Source organism: Nannocystis bainbridge, assembly GCF_028368995.1.
Lineage (GTDB): Bacteria > Myxococcota_A > Polyangia > Nannocystales > Nannocystaceae > Nannocystis > Nannocystis bainbridge.
The window spans coordinates 419,369-436,334 of sequence record NZ_JAQNDL010000005.1 but is presented as its reverse complement, the minus strand read 5'-3'; the positions used below and the strand labels follow the sequence as shown (position 1 = coordinate 436,334).

The following is a 16,966-nucleotide window of genomic DNA, read 5'->3' as shown; positions in this document are numbered from 1 at the left end:
GACAGTGACGTTGCTCATCCGTCTCTACCCCTTGTCTCCTATCGCGTCTCTCCTAGTCTTCCCGAACTTTCAACTCGCACGTAACACCTGGTCGGAACCATGTTGATTATTTTAAATCCCGCAGCGACAACGGAGCAGATCGAATCGCTCAACCACACGGTCCGGAACATGGGATTCCTGCCCCATGTCATTGCCGGCACTGACAGGACCGCCATTGCCGTCGTAGGCGATACGAAGAAGCTCGACGAGTCCTACATTACTCGCCTCGATGGCGTCGATTCCACCCAGCCCACCTCGCAGCCATATAAGCTCGTGAGCAGGGACGTGAAGCCCCAGACGACGGTTGTCGATCTTGGGACGGCTCGGGTCGGCGACGGCTCTTTGTGTGTCATTGCAGGGCCGTGCTCGGTCGAGACGCGGAAGCAGGTGCTCGCTACTGCGCGCCACGTGAAGAAGTGCGGCGCGCACGCACTCCGCGGAGGCGCATTCAAGCCACGCACGAGTCCGTACGAATTCCAGGGCCTTCGCGAACAGGCGCTGGAGTTGCTTGCGGAAGCGCGGGCCGAGACCGGGCTCCCGATCGTCACCGAAGTCAAGGACACCGAGACGCTGCCTCTGGTGGCCCGATACGCCGACGTTCTGCAGATCGGCGCACGCAACATGCAGAACTATTCGCTCCTCGAGCGGGTCGGAGACCTTCGTCTGCCCGTGATGCTCAAGCGTGGTTTGTCTTCGACGCTCAAGGAATGGCTCATGGCCGCCGAGTACATCGTTGCCCGCGGCAACAACAACGTGATCCTGTGCGAGCGTGGCATCCGGACTTTCGAGACCGAGACGCGTAACACGCTGGATCTCGGGATCATCCCGCTTCTCCGCGAACGAACGCACCTGCCAGTCATCGTCGACCCGTCTCACGGGACGGGTTACGCGAGCGGCGTGACGCCGCTGGCGCGAGCCGCTGCGGCTGTGGGGGTCGACGGTGTGATGGTGGAGGTGCACCCGGAGCCCGCGAAGGCGCTTTCGGATGGGCCTCAGGCACTCACGTTCTCGATGTTCGAGACCATGATGCGGGACATGCGACGGATCTCCGGCCTCATGGGTCAGGCCATCTGACCCTGAGGGAGCCAGCCGAAGTGCCGGGCAGCCCCGAGCGGGATGCCGGCGACGAAGGCAATAACATTCTCCACGGACGTAAACGATGCATCTTCATGAATGCCATGCGCATGGGGAGCACATGCTCTCGCTCCACGAGGCGATCTTGGCCTGCAAGAGCGTCTCGACCACGCGAGACCTTCTGCTTCTCCTCCAAAAAGACTGGGCAAAATTCACGTCTGCGCTGTCGGCGACGCAGCACCTGCGTGCTGACCGGGTGATTGGTGAATTTTTTGACGGCAGTGTAGCGATGGCGCGCGCGGCCCTCGAGGCGACGAGCGCGACCGATGTCGGTCACGTCGGATTCGAGGTCTCCCAGCCGCTGGATATGCTGATGACGAGCATTCCGCTGTGGCTCGCGGCGCTCAACGCGGCGGAGCGCCGCAGGGGCGGCGATGTGCTCCGACTGAGCAAGTTGCACCGTTTCCCGGCGTCCGACTCGTTTCAGCAGCGGGTGGCCGCGTATGCGGAGATCATGCGCGTCTGGATCCGCCGGGGTGAACGGGATCTGATGCTGGAGTTCTTCGACATTCACCGTTCCGCCTCAAACTGCCCCATGGACGCCGCCCGGAGCCGAGCTTTCGTGCCTGGGGGTGAGATGACTGCGCAGGCCTTCCGCGGCGACAGCATATGGCACCTCGCGCTTCGCGTGGACAGCCCAGCCAAGGTCGCTCGACTTCATGCAGACCTGTCAATTTGGGCAGGCGAGGCTGCCGGATACGTGCTGACCTACGCGGCACCCGTCGCTAATGTTCACGACGGTTCGGTCCACACGAAGGTCATCAACACGAAGCAACAGACCGAGCTCGAATTCGTTGCTCAGCTCTGATCCTTCAGCGCCCGCGCCTCACGCGCGCTGAACAACGCTCGAATCGAAAGGAATATCGAAAATGAATCTCGTACAACATGTGGAACGCGCCGCAAAGCTCTACTCAGACCACGACGCTCTGATCTTCGAAGGTGCGAAGTTTTCCTACCGGCAGCTCAACGAGCTGAGCAATCGCGCAGCGAACGCTCTGGCCAGGCTCGGCATCCACCGCGGCGACCGCGTGGCACTGTGGCTCCCCAACCAGCCCGAGTTCGTGTTTGCATTCCTCGGAACACTGAAGCTCGGCGCCATCGCGGTGACCATCAACGCCGCGCTGAAGTCGGAGGAGACGCAGTTTATCCTCAAGGATAGCGGCAGCAAGGTTCTGATCACCTCGGGCACGTTGCGAGGCGTCCTTCCGGCCGCGGATGCCATGCGGTCCGCCCTGCCCCACCTGGACCGCGTTGTTCTCGTCGACGGTGCTCCAGCCAGCACAGACACGTTCGCCGCCCTGTCGCTCGCCGAGTCGCCTGAGGCGATCGCCGCCGAAGTGACAGCCGACCACCCGGCCGTCATTCACTACACATCCGGGACGACCGGCTTTCCCAAGGGCGCGCTCCTCTCGCACCACAATGTCATCGTCAGCAGTCAAACGGCGGTCGGCACGCTGTCCGTGCAGCACGAGGACCGCGTCCTCCTTTGTCTGCCCCTGTTCTTCAGCTTCCCTCAGACCGCGGTGCTCAACCCATGCTTCGAGGCCGGAGCTACGCTGGTGCTGCATCGTCAGTTCGAGCCCGAGTCCGTGCTTCGGTCCATCGAAGAACACGCGATCACGCTCTTCTTCGGCGTGCCGACGCTGTACTTGATGCTCTTCGAACAGTCCGCGCCCAAGCAACTGATCTCGATTCGGCGCGCCGTCTCCGCGGGCGCGAAGCTCCCGGTCGAGCTCGGAAGCAAGTGGCTCGAGAAGTACGGTTTCGCCATCAACGAAGGCTATGGTCTCACCGAAACCTGCATGGCGTGCTTCAACCATGACCCCCGGAGCAAGCCCGGGTCGGTGGGACGCACGATCGCCCGGGTCGAAGTGCGCGTGGTCGGCTCAGACGGCGAAGCGGGCAAGCCGGGCGACCTGGGTGAGATTGCGATCCGCGGACCGAGCGTCATGCTGGGCTACTGGAATCGTCCCGCAGAGACCGCCGAGAAGCTGCACGATGGCTGGTTCCTCTCGGGCGATATCGGCCGCATGGATGACGACGGCTGCTTGTACATCGTCGACCGCATCAAGGACATGGTCAACGTCGCGGGGATGAAGGTCTTCCCTTCCGAAGTCGAGAACATCCTGTATCAGAATCGAGACATCGCGGAGGTCGCGGTCTACGGCATCCCAGATTCGATCTCGGAGGAGAAGGTATGCGCCGCGATCGTGCTGCGTCCCGACTCCAGGGCCACGGTGAACGACATCCTCGCGTTTTGTCGCAAGAACATGGCCGACTTCAAGGTTCCGAGCGACGTCGAGTTCGTCGACGCGCTGCCCAAGAGCGGCAGCGGAAAGCTTCTCAAGCGCGTGCTTCGCGACAAGAAGCTGCAATCCATCGCAGCAATCCAGAATCAGCGAGCCCTCGACCGCCGGCAGAGTGCGAAGGTCCCGGCCACCTCGGATGAGGAGGTATTCGCAAAGCAGCCGCAGTCGGTCGAAGAGCACGAGGGCTGGATCGCCGGTTGGCTCGCGCGAAACCTCGAGCTCGACGGCCAGCCGGTGGACGCTCAGCGGCGCTTCTCCGACTACGGGATGACTTCGCTGCTCGCCGTCGGCCTTGCCCAGGACCTGCGGCGGCTCCTGGCGAGGGAGGTTTCGCCGGTCGTTGCCTGGGCCCACCCGACCCCCGCTGAGTTGGCGCGCCATCTCGCGGACGGAGTGCCGGGACCCGACCTGGTCGAGGACATCACGCCCCTGGTCCCTCAGCGACTGGTGCTCGTCGAGGAACAGCGCGGCCGGCAGGTGCTCGCCGGGGGGCGGTGGAGGTCTGACTTCGCGTCCTGCAACTACCTGGGACTGGATCTGCACCCGAAGGTCATGGAAGCGATCGCGCCGGCGGTCGCTAAGTGGGGCGTGCACCCGAGCTGGAGCCGGCAGGTCGCGACCCCGAGGATTTACGAGGAGCTGGAGTCCGAGCTGCCGCAGCTCGTTGGTTCGCCCGAGGTGCTCGTCTTCCCGTCTCTCTCGCTCCTGCACCTCGGCATCATCCCCAAGCTGGTCGGCAGGGATGGGGTCATCTTCAAGGACGTGGCTGCGCACAACACCATGTACGAGGCCTGCTGCCGGGCCACCGTCGACGGCGCCGAGCTCGTGGACTACACGCACAACGACCTCCAAGCGTTGGAGCGACAGCTGGTCCGGTTCCCGCACTCCCGGACGAAGCTGATCGTCATCGACGGCGTGTACTCGATGTCAGGCACGTTCTCCGATCTCCCGGCGTATGTGCGGCTGGCCAAGACCTACAACGCGCATATCTACATCGACGACGCGCACGGTTTCGGTGTCATCGGTGAGAATCCGAATCCCGGGATGCCATACGGGCAAAAGGGAAACGGGCTCGTCAGGTTCCACGGGCTGCGCTACGCCGAGGACAACATCACCTACGTCGCTGGACTGTCGAAGGCGTTCTCGTCCTATGGCGCGTTCATGACCGTTCCGGACAGGGCGACGAAGGCGCGGCTCTCCAACGAGACCACTACTTTTGGGTACTCGGGACCGACCTGCGTGGCAAGCCTGGCGAGCGCCATCGCGGGCGTTCGTTTGAATCGGGATGAGGGCGGTCGATGGCGTGCGCAGCTGCTCGAGCTGACGCGCAAGCTGGTGAGCGGAGCGCGGGCTCTCGGCTTCGCAGTCAATGAGAACAACTACTTTCCCCTCGTCGCGGTCGAGGTCGGCTCCAACGCCGACGTGGTCGAGGCGTGCCGCATCCTGTGGGAGCACGACGTTCTGATTACCCCCGCCGTCTATCCGCTCGTTCCCTACAACAAGGGGGTCCTCCGCTTCTCGATCACGGCCGCTAACACTACCGCAGAGGTGGACCAGGCGCTCAGGGCGCTCGCGGACGTCAAGAACCGGAAGCGATAGCCATCACCCGTGAGCGAGAGTCCCATGAGCTCCTCCTGGTTTCCAAACGTCGTCCAAGTCCCGACTGTGACCTGCGGCTGCTCTGCCTGCCCTACGCAGGGGGAGATGCGAGTGCCTTCCGCGAATGGGGAGCCGCGCTCCCCGATAACATCGAGGTGGTGGCAATCGAGCTGCCGGGCCACGGGCAGCGCATGGCAGAGGAGCCTTGCCGGCGCATGTCGTCGCTCGTGGACGTGATGGCGGGGGCGTGCGCCGCCGCCATCGACCGCCCATTTGCGATCTTCGGCCACAGCATGGGCGCCAGCATCGCCATCGAGCTGGCGTCGCGGCTCGCAACCGTCGCCGAGCGTTCCCCGGTCCATGTCTTCGTCTCTGGAGCGCAGGCGCCACATATCGAGCGCCGCTCGCTCCAGCACGTCTCGCGAGAGGAGCTCCTGGTGGAGCTCCGGCGATGGAACGGCGTGCCGGAGGAGGTGCTCGCGAACAACGCGATTATCGAGCTGTTCATTCCCATTTTGCGTGCCGACTTCGCGCTCGTCGATACGCGGGCGCGTGGACCGGTGAGAGGCGGCCTGGCAGCGCCCCTCACCGTGTTCAGCGGCATCGAGGATCCGGAGGTGACGGATGAGGGGCTCAAGGCATGGCGGCAGTACACGTCCGGACCGTTCGACCTGCAGGTGTTTCCGGGGAGGCACTTCTTCTTGGACAGCGCTCGCTCCGAGCTTCTGCACGAGATCGGGCGCCGACTCGTCTCGTGGCGATTCGCGCAACGAAGCGCGACTCGAGCGGCGCTCGAGCCCACGGAGACTGAGCGATGCGGCCGGTGACCCCAAGCGCGAGGGAGATCCACATGTCTGGCAGAAAGTTCACCGATTCACATCCCAGCGCGTTCGAGCCGCTGGAGGTGCTCTACGCCGCTCGGGGGCTGCCTTTGCCGCGCCTGTCCTTCATCGAGCCGGAGGACATGCCGCAACCGTACCGACAGCTGCTGGTGCATGAGGGCACGATGACGCCGACGCTGGAAGACTTCTTCGACCAGCGGCTGACGCTGAAGGTGCTCCACACCAGCCTGGGCAAGGACGAGCTGCGGCGCCAGGTGCTGCTGGTGGGCGCGGTGGACCTGCGCCCCGCGGAGCTGGCGGCCATCCGCATCCACCTGAACTGCTTCGAGAGTCGGGGGCGGGAGCTGCTGGTGCAGGGGCACGTACCGCTGGGGCGGCTGCTGGCGGACATGCAGGTAGCCTCCACCAGCCGGCCTGCAATCTTCTTTCAGACCTGGTCAGACGCGCTGATGAGCGAGGCCCTGGCGGTGGAGTTCCGGCAGCCGCTCTTCGGCAGGTGCAACCAGTTGCTGGAGAAGAGCGGCCGGGTGATGGCGGATGTGGTGGAAATCCTTCCGCGACTGCCGGAAGGCGTGCAGGGCCGACTACCGGGGTCGACGTTCGTACATGTCCCAAGAGACATGTAGTCATCGACGCGGCCGGCGAGCGCCGCGCCTTCGTGATCAGCTCCCGCGTCACGCCTTGCTGCGGCTGGCCGCGAGCTTGGCCGAGAAGCGCGAGACCTCGTCGAAGAGGGCGCGCAGAACCGGGCTCTTGCCGCGCTCGGGGACGAACAGCGCGAAGAACTCGATGGTGGCGCCGATCTGCTTCGGCAGCACGTGGACGAGCGCTCCCCGGGCCAGCTCGTCGACGATGAGGTGCATGGGCAGCACCGCGACGCCCACGCCCTCGAGCGCCATCTCTCGCAGCGTGGGCAGGTCGTTGGTCACGAACGCCGGGCGCACCGGGAGCGGCGCGCCCCGCAGCCGCGGCCAGGTGAACGTGCCGCCGCGGTTGAGGCCGTACCAGAGCACGACGTGATCCTCGAGGGCCGCGGCGTCGGTCGGCGCCGGGCGATCGCGGAGATAGCGAGGGCTGGCGACCGCGATCGCCGGGGTCTTGCCGAGGGACCGGCGGCTCCACGGCAACGCGGGGTCGAGCGTCGTCACGGCCAGCGCGTCGATCTGGTCGTCGAGCAGGTGCGGCTGCCGCTCGGTGACGAGCAGCTCGACCACGACGTCCGGGTGCCGCCGCTGAAAGCTGGCGATGAGCGGCGTGATGAACGGCCCGCCCAACCCCGGCGCGAGGGCGATGCGCAGCCGCCCCTTCACCTTGCCGGCCTCGGCGACGATGGCCTCGGCGGTGGTCCGGAGCTTCGTCAGCAGCGCGGCCGATTCCCCGCCCAGCTCGCGCGCGGCGTCGGTCAGCTTGAGCGTCCGGGTGGTCCTTTCCGCCAGCACGACCCCCAGTTCCTGCTCGAGACGGGCGAGTCGGCGGCTCACCGTGCTGCGGGGGACACCGAGCTCTGCCGCGGCCGCGGTCACGGAGCCGTGCCGTACGAGCGCCATCAGGGTGGGGAGGTTGGCGAGCAGTGATTCCATGGCCGAGGTCCTTGTTGCGTGGACGCACCAGTCAGGTGCGCCGGTGGGGCTCGTATGCTGCAGCGGAACATTCTACCTTCGAGGATACAGGAGCCGCCAATGACCGCCATGTCGCTCGCCGTCGCGCCCGTTCGTCTGCAGACGGCCCGGCCTCCCCGCCCTGGACCGAGTTCGCCCGCCGAGCCGTCGCGGCTCGGGGAGGGGGACCGATGATCCCTCGATACGGCGTCCTGCGGTACCTGGCGCTCGTCGGTTGCGGCCTCGCGGTCGCCTCGTTCGCGCCCGAGAGCCAGGCCAGGCCGACCGGCCCGCGCGCCTTCTGCGACGTCTACGCCGACGCGCCGGAGTGCATGGGCCGCAGCATCACGTGCAGCAAGTGTCACCTGTCGACCCAGCCGGTCAACTGGAACGCGTACGGCGGGGCGGTGCTCGGCGCGCTGAAGGGCGCGGCGTTCGACGACAACCTCGCGTCGGCGCTCGCGGCCATCGAGGACGACGACAGCGACGGCGACGGCCTGAGCAACCGCGAGGAGATCGAGCTCGGGACCGACCCGGGCGATCCGCTGTCGCAGTGGATGCCGCGGCCGACCCCCGAAGGGCTGGACAACCCGAGCTACGCGATCGGCGAGTACGATCCGCGCTACGCCTTCAAGCGGGTCCGCCTGCTGTTCTGCGGCGCCTCGCCGTCGTACGACGAGGTCACGGAGTTCGCCGAGCTCGGCGGCGAGGCCCAGATCGAGGCGATCCACGACGCGCTCGCCGAGTGCCTCGAGACCAGGTTCTGGATCGACGAGGCGCTGGCCTCGCTGGCGCACCCGAAGATCCGCCCGGTCCAGGCCTTCGGCGTCGACACCGACATCTCGATCAACGGCTACAAGATCACGCTGTCCGACTACGAGTGGGACTACCGGCTGTGGCAGTACGTGCTGTCCGGCGACCGCGACGCGCGTGAGCTGCTGACCGCGCAGTACCACGTCGGCCTCGACGACGCCGGCGCGTTCCGCAAGGTCGACGGGACGATCGCCAACCCGTCGGGCGCGTTCGGCGGGGGCCAGCTGCTCGCGCCGGAGCACCGCGCGGGCATGCTGACGACCCAGTGGAACCTGTTCATCAACATCATGTTCGCCGCCGTCCCGCGCGTCGCGGCCGGGCACGCCTACCGCGAGTACCTCGGGCTCGACTTGTCGCAGAACGAGGGCATCCGGCCGGTCGAGGGCGAGCCCCTCGACATCGACGACAAGGGCGTCGCCGCCCAGGCGTGCGCGCAGTGCCACTCGACGCTCGACCCGCTGTCGTACGCGTTCTCGTACTACGAGGGCATCGACCTCAAGAACCTCAACCGCACCGGGCAGTACCGGGCCACGCGCCCGACCGAGCGGATCCCCGGATGGGACGAGGCGGACCCGGGGTTCGTCGTGCTCGACCGGCCGGTCGAGAGCCTCGTCGACCTCGCGGCCGTGATGTCGCAGTCGCGCGAGTTCCAGCGCAACCTGGCCCACATGTTCTTCATCTACGCGGTGGGGCACGAGCCGCGCCCGGACGAGCTCGACGAGTTCGACGCGGTCTGGACCGCGATGCCGGCCGACGGCTACTCGGCCAACCGCCTGCTTCACCGCCTCGTCGACACCGACGCCTTCGGCATGCCGTGAGAGGAGCACGACGATGATCATGCATAAACTCGTTCATTCGCTCGTGCCGGCGCTGCTGCTCGTGGCGGGTTGCCGCGACGGCGGCGGCGGCGGCTCCGAGGACACCGGCGCCGAAGAGATGCAACGCGCCCAGCGCGGCGAGCTGCAATGGAAGCGCAACGCGGCGCTCCAGCAGGACCTCATGCGCGCGCTCGAGCTGCCCGAGGACCGGGTGTGCAACGAGCTGGGCCGCGGCTCGTGCACCCGCGAGATCCACCACATCTCGCTCGGCGGCGCCGACCCGCTGCGCATCGGGCTCTACGAGCCGTTGCCCGACACTCTGGTGTCGACGCCGATCGTGCTCGAGCGCGTGGTCATGAGCGCCTGCGCCAACCGGGCCGAGCTCGATCGCGGCGGCTCGCCGGCCGTGTTCGTCGACCTCGACCTCGCCGCCGCGGCGGCGCCGTCCCCCGACGACAAGGAGTTCACCGCGACGGTCACGGCGCTGTATCGCCGCCTGTTGTCGCGCGACCCGGAGCCGCACGAGCTGACGACGCTCGGCGAGCTCACCGTCGACGACGACGGCAAGCCGGTGTCGGCCCATGACTTCGCGCTGCTCGCCTGCTTTGCGATCGGCACCTCGACCGAGTTCTTGTTCTTCTGAGCCACGGGAGCCTGCGACGATGACCAGCAAAATCGGGCGACGAAACATGCTCCTGGCGATGGCCGGGGCGATGGGCACGACCGCGCTCGGCTCGGCCCTCGGGCGAGCCGCCGGAGAGCGCGCGGGCAGCAACGCCGACAAGGATCGCAAGCTGCTGTTCGTGCTGTGCGCGACGGGCGGGGCGAGCATCGTCGACAGCTTCCTGCCGGTGACCCGCAGCGAGGTCGGCGACGACGCGCGCGCCGACACCTTGAACGCCTACGAGGACGACAAGGTGATCACCCCGACCGGGAGCAACCTGCGCTGCCCCGGCTACTTCGAGTCGGTCGGCCTGCTCGCGGGGCTCTACGAGACGACCTACTCGCTCGACGGCTTCCTCAAGAAGCACCACCCGTGGACGACGGTGCTGACGCAGGAGTGCTCCAGCGTCAATCACAGCGTCGGGCAGCACCGATCGGTGACCGGCGCCGGGATCAACCGCGGCCGCACGATCATGGAGGCGATGGCGGTCCGCCACGGCGAGGACCTGATCATCCCCAACTGCAACATGGCCAACGACGGGTACATCCAGCCCGGCGTCGACCCCTCGATGCCCGCGTTCGCGCGGGCCGAGATCATCGCCTCGCCGCTCGGCTTCGCGGCGGCGATGGACGGCGTGAAGGGGGTGGTCGGGGCCCCCGGCCGCGGGCTGGTGGAGCGCGCTCGCGGCGTCCGCGAGCAGCTCGACGACGCCTCGACGTTCGGCCGCACGTTCGCCGACAGCCCCAGGCGCCAGCGCTTCCTCGCCAACCGCCGCGAGGTCCAGCCGCGCCTCGAGTCCGCCAACCTGATGGACCGGCTGACCCTGCTGCCGCCCGAGCTGCTCGACCCCAAGTACGGCGTCATGTCGAGCCCGCTGCTGCCGACGCTGGCCAGCAAGTTCTCCAACATGCTGGTCGACCCGTGGGAGTCGCAGGCGGCGCTGTCCGTGCTGCTGGCGTACTACGGCCTGTCCTGCGTCAGCACCATCGGCCTGCGCCAGGAGCCGACGTTCGGCAACGAGAAGCTGATCACCACGCCGATCGCGTTCGACTTCTCGCACTCGGATCACCGGATCGCGCAGTACCTGATGTGGGGCCACGTGCTCCGGACCATCGACGCGCTGGTCGACCTGCTGCAGCAGCTCGATTACCTCGGCGATCCGGCGCTCGGCAAGATGTGGGACCGGTCGATGATCTACGTCGCCACCGATTTCGGCCGCGACAAGACGCGCCCGGCCGGCGCGGAGTCGTGGGGCACCGGCCACTCGCTCAACAACGGCACGCTCATCGTCTCGCCGCTGCTCAAGGGCAACCGGGTGTTCGGCGGCATCGAGCCCACGACCTGTGAGACCTACGGCTTCGACGGCAGCACGGGCGACGCCGACCCGAAGCTCGAGTGCTCCGAGGGCCACATCTACTCGGCGATCGCCCAGGCGATGGACATCGAGTTCCCCGAGCGCTTCGACATGTCCGCGCTGCTCGCCTGATTCGGCGGGCGGGCGGATCGCCGATCGCGGATTCGTCGGACCGCGCGCGCGTGGTCTTCGAGGCGCGGCGCGGACGGCGTGGCGATGCGCGGCCGCGAGGCGCGAACGGGGACTCGCCGCAGGACCGCGCGCCGACTGTGACGACCTCGCCGCGTCCGCGCCGCTCACCGGCCCGCGGCTTGTCGCGTCGTCGTCTTCGGGCACACCCACAGGGCATGCGCCCGCGCTCCAATCCCCGCGTCGTCATCGCCGGCGGCGGCCTCGCCGGTCTCGCCTGCGCCAAGCGGCTCGCCGAGGCCGGGCTGCCGGTCACGGTGCTCGAGAGCCAGCCGTATCTCGGCGGGCGCGCGGGGACCTTCCTCGACCAGGACGGCGAGTGGATCGAGCAGGGGCTCCACCTGTTCCCCGGGGCCTATTCGCAGTTCCGGGCGCTGCTCCGCGACATCGGCCGACCGCCGCGCGAGGTGCTGTACTGGACCGACGATCTGCGGTTCGAGACGCCCTCGGGCCCGTCGGCGCTGTTCGGCACCAACCCGCTTTACGCGCCGCTGCGCACGCTGCTCGGCGCGCTGGGCAACAACGATTACCTGGGACCGCTGGCCAAGCTGTCGCTGCTCCCGCTGCTGGCCCCGGCCGCGCTGCCGGAGGCGCTGCTGCGTCGCTTCGATCGGCTCACGGTGGTCGACTGGTGGCGGCGCGCGAGCGGCTCACAGCAGGCGCTGGAGCGGGCCCTGCGGCCGTTCTGTCGCGCGATCCAGTTCACCGACGCCGAGCAGTTCTCGGCCTACAACCTGCTCGGCTGGGCCCATCAGACGCTCATCCGGCCGCTGCGGGCGCGGCTCGGCGGCTACCGCGGCGCGCGTGATTCGGAGATCTTCGCCCCGCTCGCGGCGCACCTGAAGCAGCGCGGCGTCGAGATCCGCACCAAGGTGAAGCTCGACGAGATCGAATACGACGCGAAGACCGATACGATCACCGGCTTCAAGCTCGTCGGCGGCGAGCAGCTCGCGGCCGACATCTATGTGGTCGCCCTGCCGGCGTGGGTGTTCGCGCCGAAGATCCCGCAGCCGCTGCGCAGCCGCCCGTTCTTCGCCGACATCCTCGATCTGCCGACAGCGCCGGCGATCTCGGTGCAGCTGTGGTTCGACCGCGTGGTGACCCGGCGCGACGGCTTCACGCTGGTGGCCGGCAGCAACTGCCCGGTGTATCAGGACCAGTCGCGCTACACGTACCCCTACGCGCTGGGCAGCCGGCTGTCGGTGATCGTCAGCCCGGCGGACCCGCTCATGGGCTGGGACGACGCGGCGATCGTCGCGCACGTGCTCGCCGACCTCGGCGCCGCGAACCCGAAGATCGCGGCGGCGAAGGTGGTCAAGCGGGTGGTGCTGAAGCACGAGCACCACCTGATCCGCCCGCTGCCGGGGGCGATGACGCGACGGCCCTCGCAGGTCACGCCGATCGAGAACCTGTTCCTGGCCGGCGACTGGACCCAGCAGGAGTTCTTCGGCTCGCAAGAGGGGGCGGTCCGCGGCGGGAACGCCTGCGCGCGGGCGGTGCTGCGGGCGGTGAATCGCGGACTGGGAACATAGCCGGAGAGCTCGGTCGTCGACCTCGATCTCAAGCTGTCCGACGTCGTCACCTGGTGGGCGAAGGACGCGTGCCTGCCGGTGGTGCGGGCGCTCATCGAGAGCGCGCGAGAGGTCCGGCCGCTCCTGCGACACGGCGCCGACGAACACCAGCGCCAGGTGAGGCCGCCCGCGAGGCATGGGTGAGTCTGTCGTGGGCGGGCGAGGGCGTCGCTGAGGGGCTCGGACTGGCGCGGACCTGGTGGCCGGTAGCGTTGGGACGGCCTGCTCGCGGAGGGACAAGGGATCGGTGGGCGCTGGTATCGCAAGTTGAGCCGGAGTGACCATTATGTTGGTGGTTGGAACTGCGTTGCCGGTTCGTGGACGCTCCGCGCGCCATGGGCTACCTTTTGGGGCATGCGGCCACGGTCCCGGCCTGTCCTCGCCCTCGGTCTCGCGCTCGCCTGCCAGCCGTCGCAGACCGACACGACGCCGTTCACCACGGCGCCGCCGAACCTGGCCACCTCCGATCCGAGCACCAGCTCCTCGAGTGGCGGCTCGACTTCGACGACGGGCGGCGAGCTGTCGACCGGCTCGGGCAGTGGTAGCGCGAGCACCGGCGAGACGACGCTCATCCTCGATGTTGGCAGCAGCGACGACCTCGGTCCGCTCCAGCCCGAGGGCTGCAAGGGGAAGATCGACTTCCTATTCATGATCTCGCGCCACGAGTACATGGACGCCGTCCAGGCCCAGCTCGCCGACGCGGTCCCGAAGTTCCTCGAGACGATCCAGAGCAAGTTCGCCGACTTCGACTACCACATCATGGTCGTCAAGGGCGATCCGCTGTGGGGCCTCCCGAAGTGTGACGAGGAGTGTCCCGGCCCCTTCACCGCGAAGTGCCCAGCCGGCGATGCCTATCCGTGTGAGATGATCGGGAAGCTCGCCGAGTGCGACACGACCTGGGGCGCGGGCGCGGTGTTCAACGCTGGCTCGTTCACCCCCAACAAGCCCTGCGAGATCGCGGACGGCCGCCGCTACCTGACGCGGGACACGCCTGGCCCGTCCGAAAGTTTCGCCTGCATCGCCAAGGTCGGCACGGACGGCGGCGACCTGCTCGGCGAGGCGCTGGTCCACGCGGTGAGCCCGGAGCTGAACGACCCCGGCGGCTGCAACGAGGACTTTCTTCGTGATGACGCGCTGCTCGTCGCCACGCTCGTCTCGTGGACCGCCGACTACGACTCGGAGGGCACACCCGCCGACTGGGCGCAGGCGATCGTGGACGCCAAGGACGACGAGGAGTCCGTGGTCATGTTCAGCATCGGCGGCGTGCAGGACGGCGAGAAGTGCCTCGCGTATGACCGGGTCTGTCAGTTCGTGAGCCTGTTCCCCTACACACACTTCATTCGGGCGGATGAGCCGGACTATGGGCCGGGGTTCGACGAGGCGACCGACCTCGTCGAGGCCGCCTGCTCGAAGTTCATCCCGCAGTAGGAGCCCGACTGCGGGCGATCGTCGCCGCGCTCAGGGGTTGACGAACGCGAACGCCGGATACCCGCCCGCGCCAGTTCCGGCGCCGACCACGACGCCCGGGGCGGCCACGACCGCGAACGCGATGTGCAGGCCGGCTTGCTTGCCCTTCGCGAAGGTCCACGCGGGCGCGTAGGCGCCGGGCACGTAGCCCTGCATGAGAAACTGCGTCGTGTTGCCGGTGCCGAGGGCCCCGGCGATGACGGCGTACCCCGCCGGGCTCCACGTCAGGCCGAACGGAACCGAGACCTCCGCGGGGAGCGTCACTGGCGGAAACGCGAGGTCGCCACCGGGCTCGTAGATCCACAGCTCCGGCTCCCGGTCACACATGTCCTCGCAGGTGTAGAGCCCGACGACGGCGCGGCCCTGATCGTCGATCGCCAGCGTGCTCGCACCTCCCTGTGTCGTGTTGCCGGGTCCGAGCCCCGGCACGGTCCAGTGCGCCTCGCCTTGGTCGTCAAGCTCGAGCAAGAACGGCCGCTTGCGCTTCGGATCGAGCCCGCTGTTCTCGTGCTTCCCATACACCTCGCCGACGAGGACAAGTTGGTCGCCGCTGAACTTGCAGTCCATCACGTTCTCGTCGAACTGGTGCTCGACTACCTTCGGCTGGTAGTCGAGCTCACTCGTCGGCCCGTTGAGCGTCCAGACCCGCCCGTCGATCGTGTCCATCAGCCCCGGCGACGGGGCCGTGCCGCAGACGGCCCGCTTACCGTTTCCGTCGCGGGCGAGCGCGTGGGCGACCTCGTCTTTCTCGCCCGTGCGGAGGACGGTTGGCGCCTGCCCCCACGCCATCGTCGCCACGCGCCAGCGCGGCCCGTCGCCGCCCGTCACCGTGACGAGCAGGTCGATCGTCTCCCCGTCGGTCTCGAGGTCGACCGCGGTGCAGGGATACTCCGGGAACAACACCTGCACGTCGGCGCCGCTGTAGCTGCCGTCGAGGTCGCGGCGGTGCACGTAGCAGCGCGGGGTGTCGCCGTCGTACAGCGTGCCGAGGCCGACGATGGCCTCGTCACCGAGGACGGCGAGCGCGTCGACCTGGCCGAGGCCGTCGTCCGGGATCACGTCCCACAGCACCTCGGAGCCGGCCTCCGGGAGCGCCACGGTGTAGTAGCCGATCTCGGTCGCGCCCTCGACTCCTTCCTGCCGCGGCACGAAGCTCGCCTCATGTGTCCCATTGGACAGGCCGCTGAGGATCTCGATCGCGCCGTGGAAGCGCTCGTCTGGCCCCTTGGACAGCTCGAGCGACTCGAAGCCGGGGCGGTCCATGCGGACGTGGTCCGCGTCCTCGGCGACGACCTCGACTTCGATGATCCCGACCTGCTCGAGCGGATCGGGCGTGAACATCACCGACACCACGGCCGGCACCGCGGGCTGGCCCGTCGTGCCGGGCGCTGCCGTGGTCGTGCTCGTGGTCGTCACCTCGCCGGCGCTGGTGACGGTCAGGACCTCGCCGGTGGGCAGCATCGGATCGCCGCCGGTGCTCGCGGCGGCCGCGCCGGACGAAGTAGGGCACAGGTCGTAGTCGGCGCAGTGCGCGACCTCCGGGATCGGGCAACCAGCGAGGCAGAACGGGGCGAGCAGCGTCAGGAAGCGGGAGAGCGTGGACATCGGGGCCTCGGCAGAGCACGTCAGAAGCGAGTGTGGAGGACGAGGCCCCCGGGCGCGGGCAGGAGAGCGGCGTAGGACGTGGCACGCGAGAGGCGCTTTGCACCGACGCCCGTCAGCACGGCACCGACGACGAGGGCGCTCCCGCCGATGACAGCGGTCGCGAGCATCGGCGCCTGCAGCCGATGATAGTCACGGGCGAGAGCGGCGCTCTGGTCGGCCACCGCGCCGGGACCAACGGGGCCATACGCTTCATACAGGGCGTCGGCTTCACGCCAGGTGTCGAGCATACGGCCGCCCAGGACGCCGGCGGCGGTGGCGAGACCGAGACCGACGCCGAGCGTCACGCCTCCGGCGATCATCAGCTCGCGGCCCCGCCGCGGCGTGGTCGACCGGGTTGCAGGGGGGCGCCCCGTCACCGGCAGCAGCGCATCGAGGTCCGGTTCACCCGCCCGCGGCCCTGGCGGCTGGATCGTTGCGGCGAGTGACCCGACGAGGGACTCGCTGGCAGGGGAATCTGCCGTTGCGACAGAGGTTCCGACGCGCGCCGTATCCGACGTCGCGGCGGCACAGGTGACACCTGCCCGCTTGACCCTGTCGAGGTCCCGGGCCTCGATCTCTGCCCATGCCGCGCGCTCCTCGGCGTCCGCGAACGGCCCGCTCGCCAACAGCGCGCGGGTCAGCTCGAGAGCGTGGCAGAGGTGCTCGCCCTCGCCGGTCGCTCCGTGCAGGGCGATCAGGCTGTCGTGCGCACCGTGAAGTGCGTCCGGGCGGTGGACGCTCGAGTCGGCGGCCCGCTCGAGGAAAAGGTCGAGCGCCTCGCGGAAATCTCCGGTGTTGAAGGCCGCGTCGGCGGCCTCCTGTGAGGGCGGCGCGAGCATCTTCAGGGCGAGCGTGAGGCGCATCAGCATGGCCGGCTCTTACGTAGCACCAAAGAAGACGAGGCGGCTGGGGGTCTCGGTATGGA

At 68.1% G+C, this 16,966-nt stretch carries 13 protein-coding genes; 10 read left to right on the top strand and 3 right to left on the bottom strand.

From position 1 onward, the window contains the following. The first annotated feature begins 99 nt into the window (after window positions 1–99). From aroF to POL25_RS42045, 5 genes are all read left to right on the top strand, one after another. Complete coding sequence (gene aroF / locus POL25_RS42065; RefSeq protein WP_272092088.1) at window positions 100–1,113, top strand: 3-deoxy-7-phosphoheptulonate synthase; 1,014 nt, start codon at window positions 100–102, stop codon at window positions 1,111–1,113. 121 nt (window positions 1,114–1,234) lie between these two features. Continuing rightward, window positions 1,235–1,981: a hypothetical protein gene (locus tag POL25_RS42060; RefSeq protein WP_272092087.1), complete on the top strand. Its 747-nt coding sequence runs from the start codon at window positions 1,235–1,237 to the stop codon at window positions 1,979–1,981. 61 nt (window positions 1,982–2,042) lie between these two features. Beyond that, complete coding sequence (locus POL25_RS42055) at window positions 2,043–5,081, top strand: aminotransferase class I/II-fold pyridoxal phosphate-dependent enzyme (protein WP_272092086.1); 3,039 nt, start codon at window positions 2,043–2,045, stop codon at window positions 5,079–5,081. Beyond that, window positions 5,078–5,908: a thioesterase II family protein gene (locus tag POL25_RS42050; protein ID WP_308477921.1), complete on the top strand. Its 831-nt coding sequence runs from the start codon at window positions 5,078–5,080 to the stop codon at window positions 5,906–5,908. Before POL25_RS42055 ends, POL25_RS42050 begins: the two co-directional genes overlap by 4 nt. Before the next feature lie 23 nt (window positions 5,909–5,931). Continuing rightward, the gene (locus POL25_RS42045; RefSeq protein ID WP_272092085.1) at window positions 5,932–6,549 is read left to right on the top strand and encodes a hypothetical protein; all 618 of its coding nucleotides are present in this window, start codon (window positions 5,932–5,934) and stop codon (window positions 6,547–6,549) included. A gap of 48 nt (window positions 6,550–6,597) precedes the next feature. On the opposite strand, the gene POL25_RS42040 is transcribed toward POL25_RS42045, so the two are convergent. Continuing rightward, the gene (locus tag POL25_RS42040) at window positions 6,598–7,503 is read right to left on the bottom strand and encodes a LysR family transcriptional regulator (protein ID WP_272092083.1); all 906 of its coding nucleotides are present in this window, start codon (window positions 7,501–7,503) and stop codon (window positions 6,598–6,600) included. A gap of 209 nt (window positions 7,504–7,712) precedes the next feature. Between POL25_RS42040 and POL25_RS42035 the strand changes: the two genes are divergently transcribed. The 5 genes from POL25_RS42035 to POL25_RS42015 all read left to right on the top strand — a co-directional run bounded on the left by POL25_RS42035 (window position 7,713) and on the right by POL25_RS42015 (window position 14,358). Then, window positions 7,713–9,152: a DUF1585 domain-containing protein gene (locus POL25_RS42035; protein WP_272092082.1), complete on the top strand. Its 1,440-nt coding sequence runs from the start codon at window positions 7,713–7,715 to the stop codon at window positions 9,150–9,152. Window positions 9,153–9,165: 13 nt separating this feature from the next. Continuing rightward, window positions 9,166–9,795, top strand: a complete 630-nt coding sequence (locus tag POL25_RS42030) for a hypothetical protein (RefSeq protein WP_272092081.1) — start codon at window positions 9,166–9,168, stop codon at window positions 9,793–9,795. Window positions 9,796–9,814: 19 nt separating this feature from the next. Then, window positions 9,815–11,302: a DUF1501 domain-containing protein gene (locus POL25_RS42025; protein WP_272092080.1), complete on the top strand. Its 1,488-nt coding sequence runs from the start codon at window positions 9,815–9,817 to the stop codon at window positions 11,300–11,302. Between the two features lie 215 nt (window positions 11,303–11,517). After that, on the top strand, window positions 11,518–12,891 hold the full coding sequence (locus tag POL25_RS42020; protein ID WP_272092079.1) for a hydroxysqualene dehydroxylase: 1,374 nt from the start codon (window positions 11,518–11,520) through the stop codon (window positions 12,889–12,891). A gap of 393 nt (window positions 12,892–13,284) precedes the next feature. Next, on the top strand, window positions 13,285–14,358 hold the full coding sequence (locus POL25_RS42015) for a hypothetical protein (protein WP_272092078.1): 1,074 nt from the start codon (window positions 13,285–13,287) through the stop codon (window positions 14,356–14,358). 30 nt (window positions 14,359–14,388) lie between these two features. Here the strand turns inward: POL25_RS42015 and POL25_RS42010 are convergent, their stop codons facing one another. Next, complete coding sequence (locus POL25_RS42010) at window positions 14,389–16,002, bottom strand: hypothetical protein (RefSeq protein WP_272092077.1); 1,614 nt, start codon at window positions 16,000–16,002, stop codon at window positions 14,389–14,391. A 20-nt stretch (window positions 16,003–16,022) separates the two neighbouring features. Beyond that, window positions 16,023–16,910 carry a hypothetical protein gene (locus POL25_RS42005; RefSeq protein WP_272092076.1) on the bottom strand — a complete coding sequence of 296 codons (888 nt, stop codon included), beginning with the start codon at window positions 16,908–16,910 and terminating at the stop codon, window positions 16,023–16,025. Window positions 16,911–16,966 lie beyond the last annotated feature (56 nt).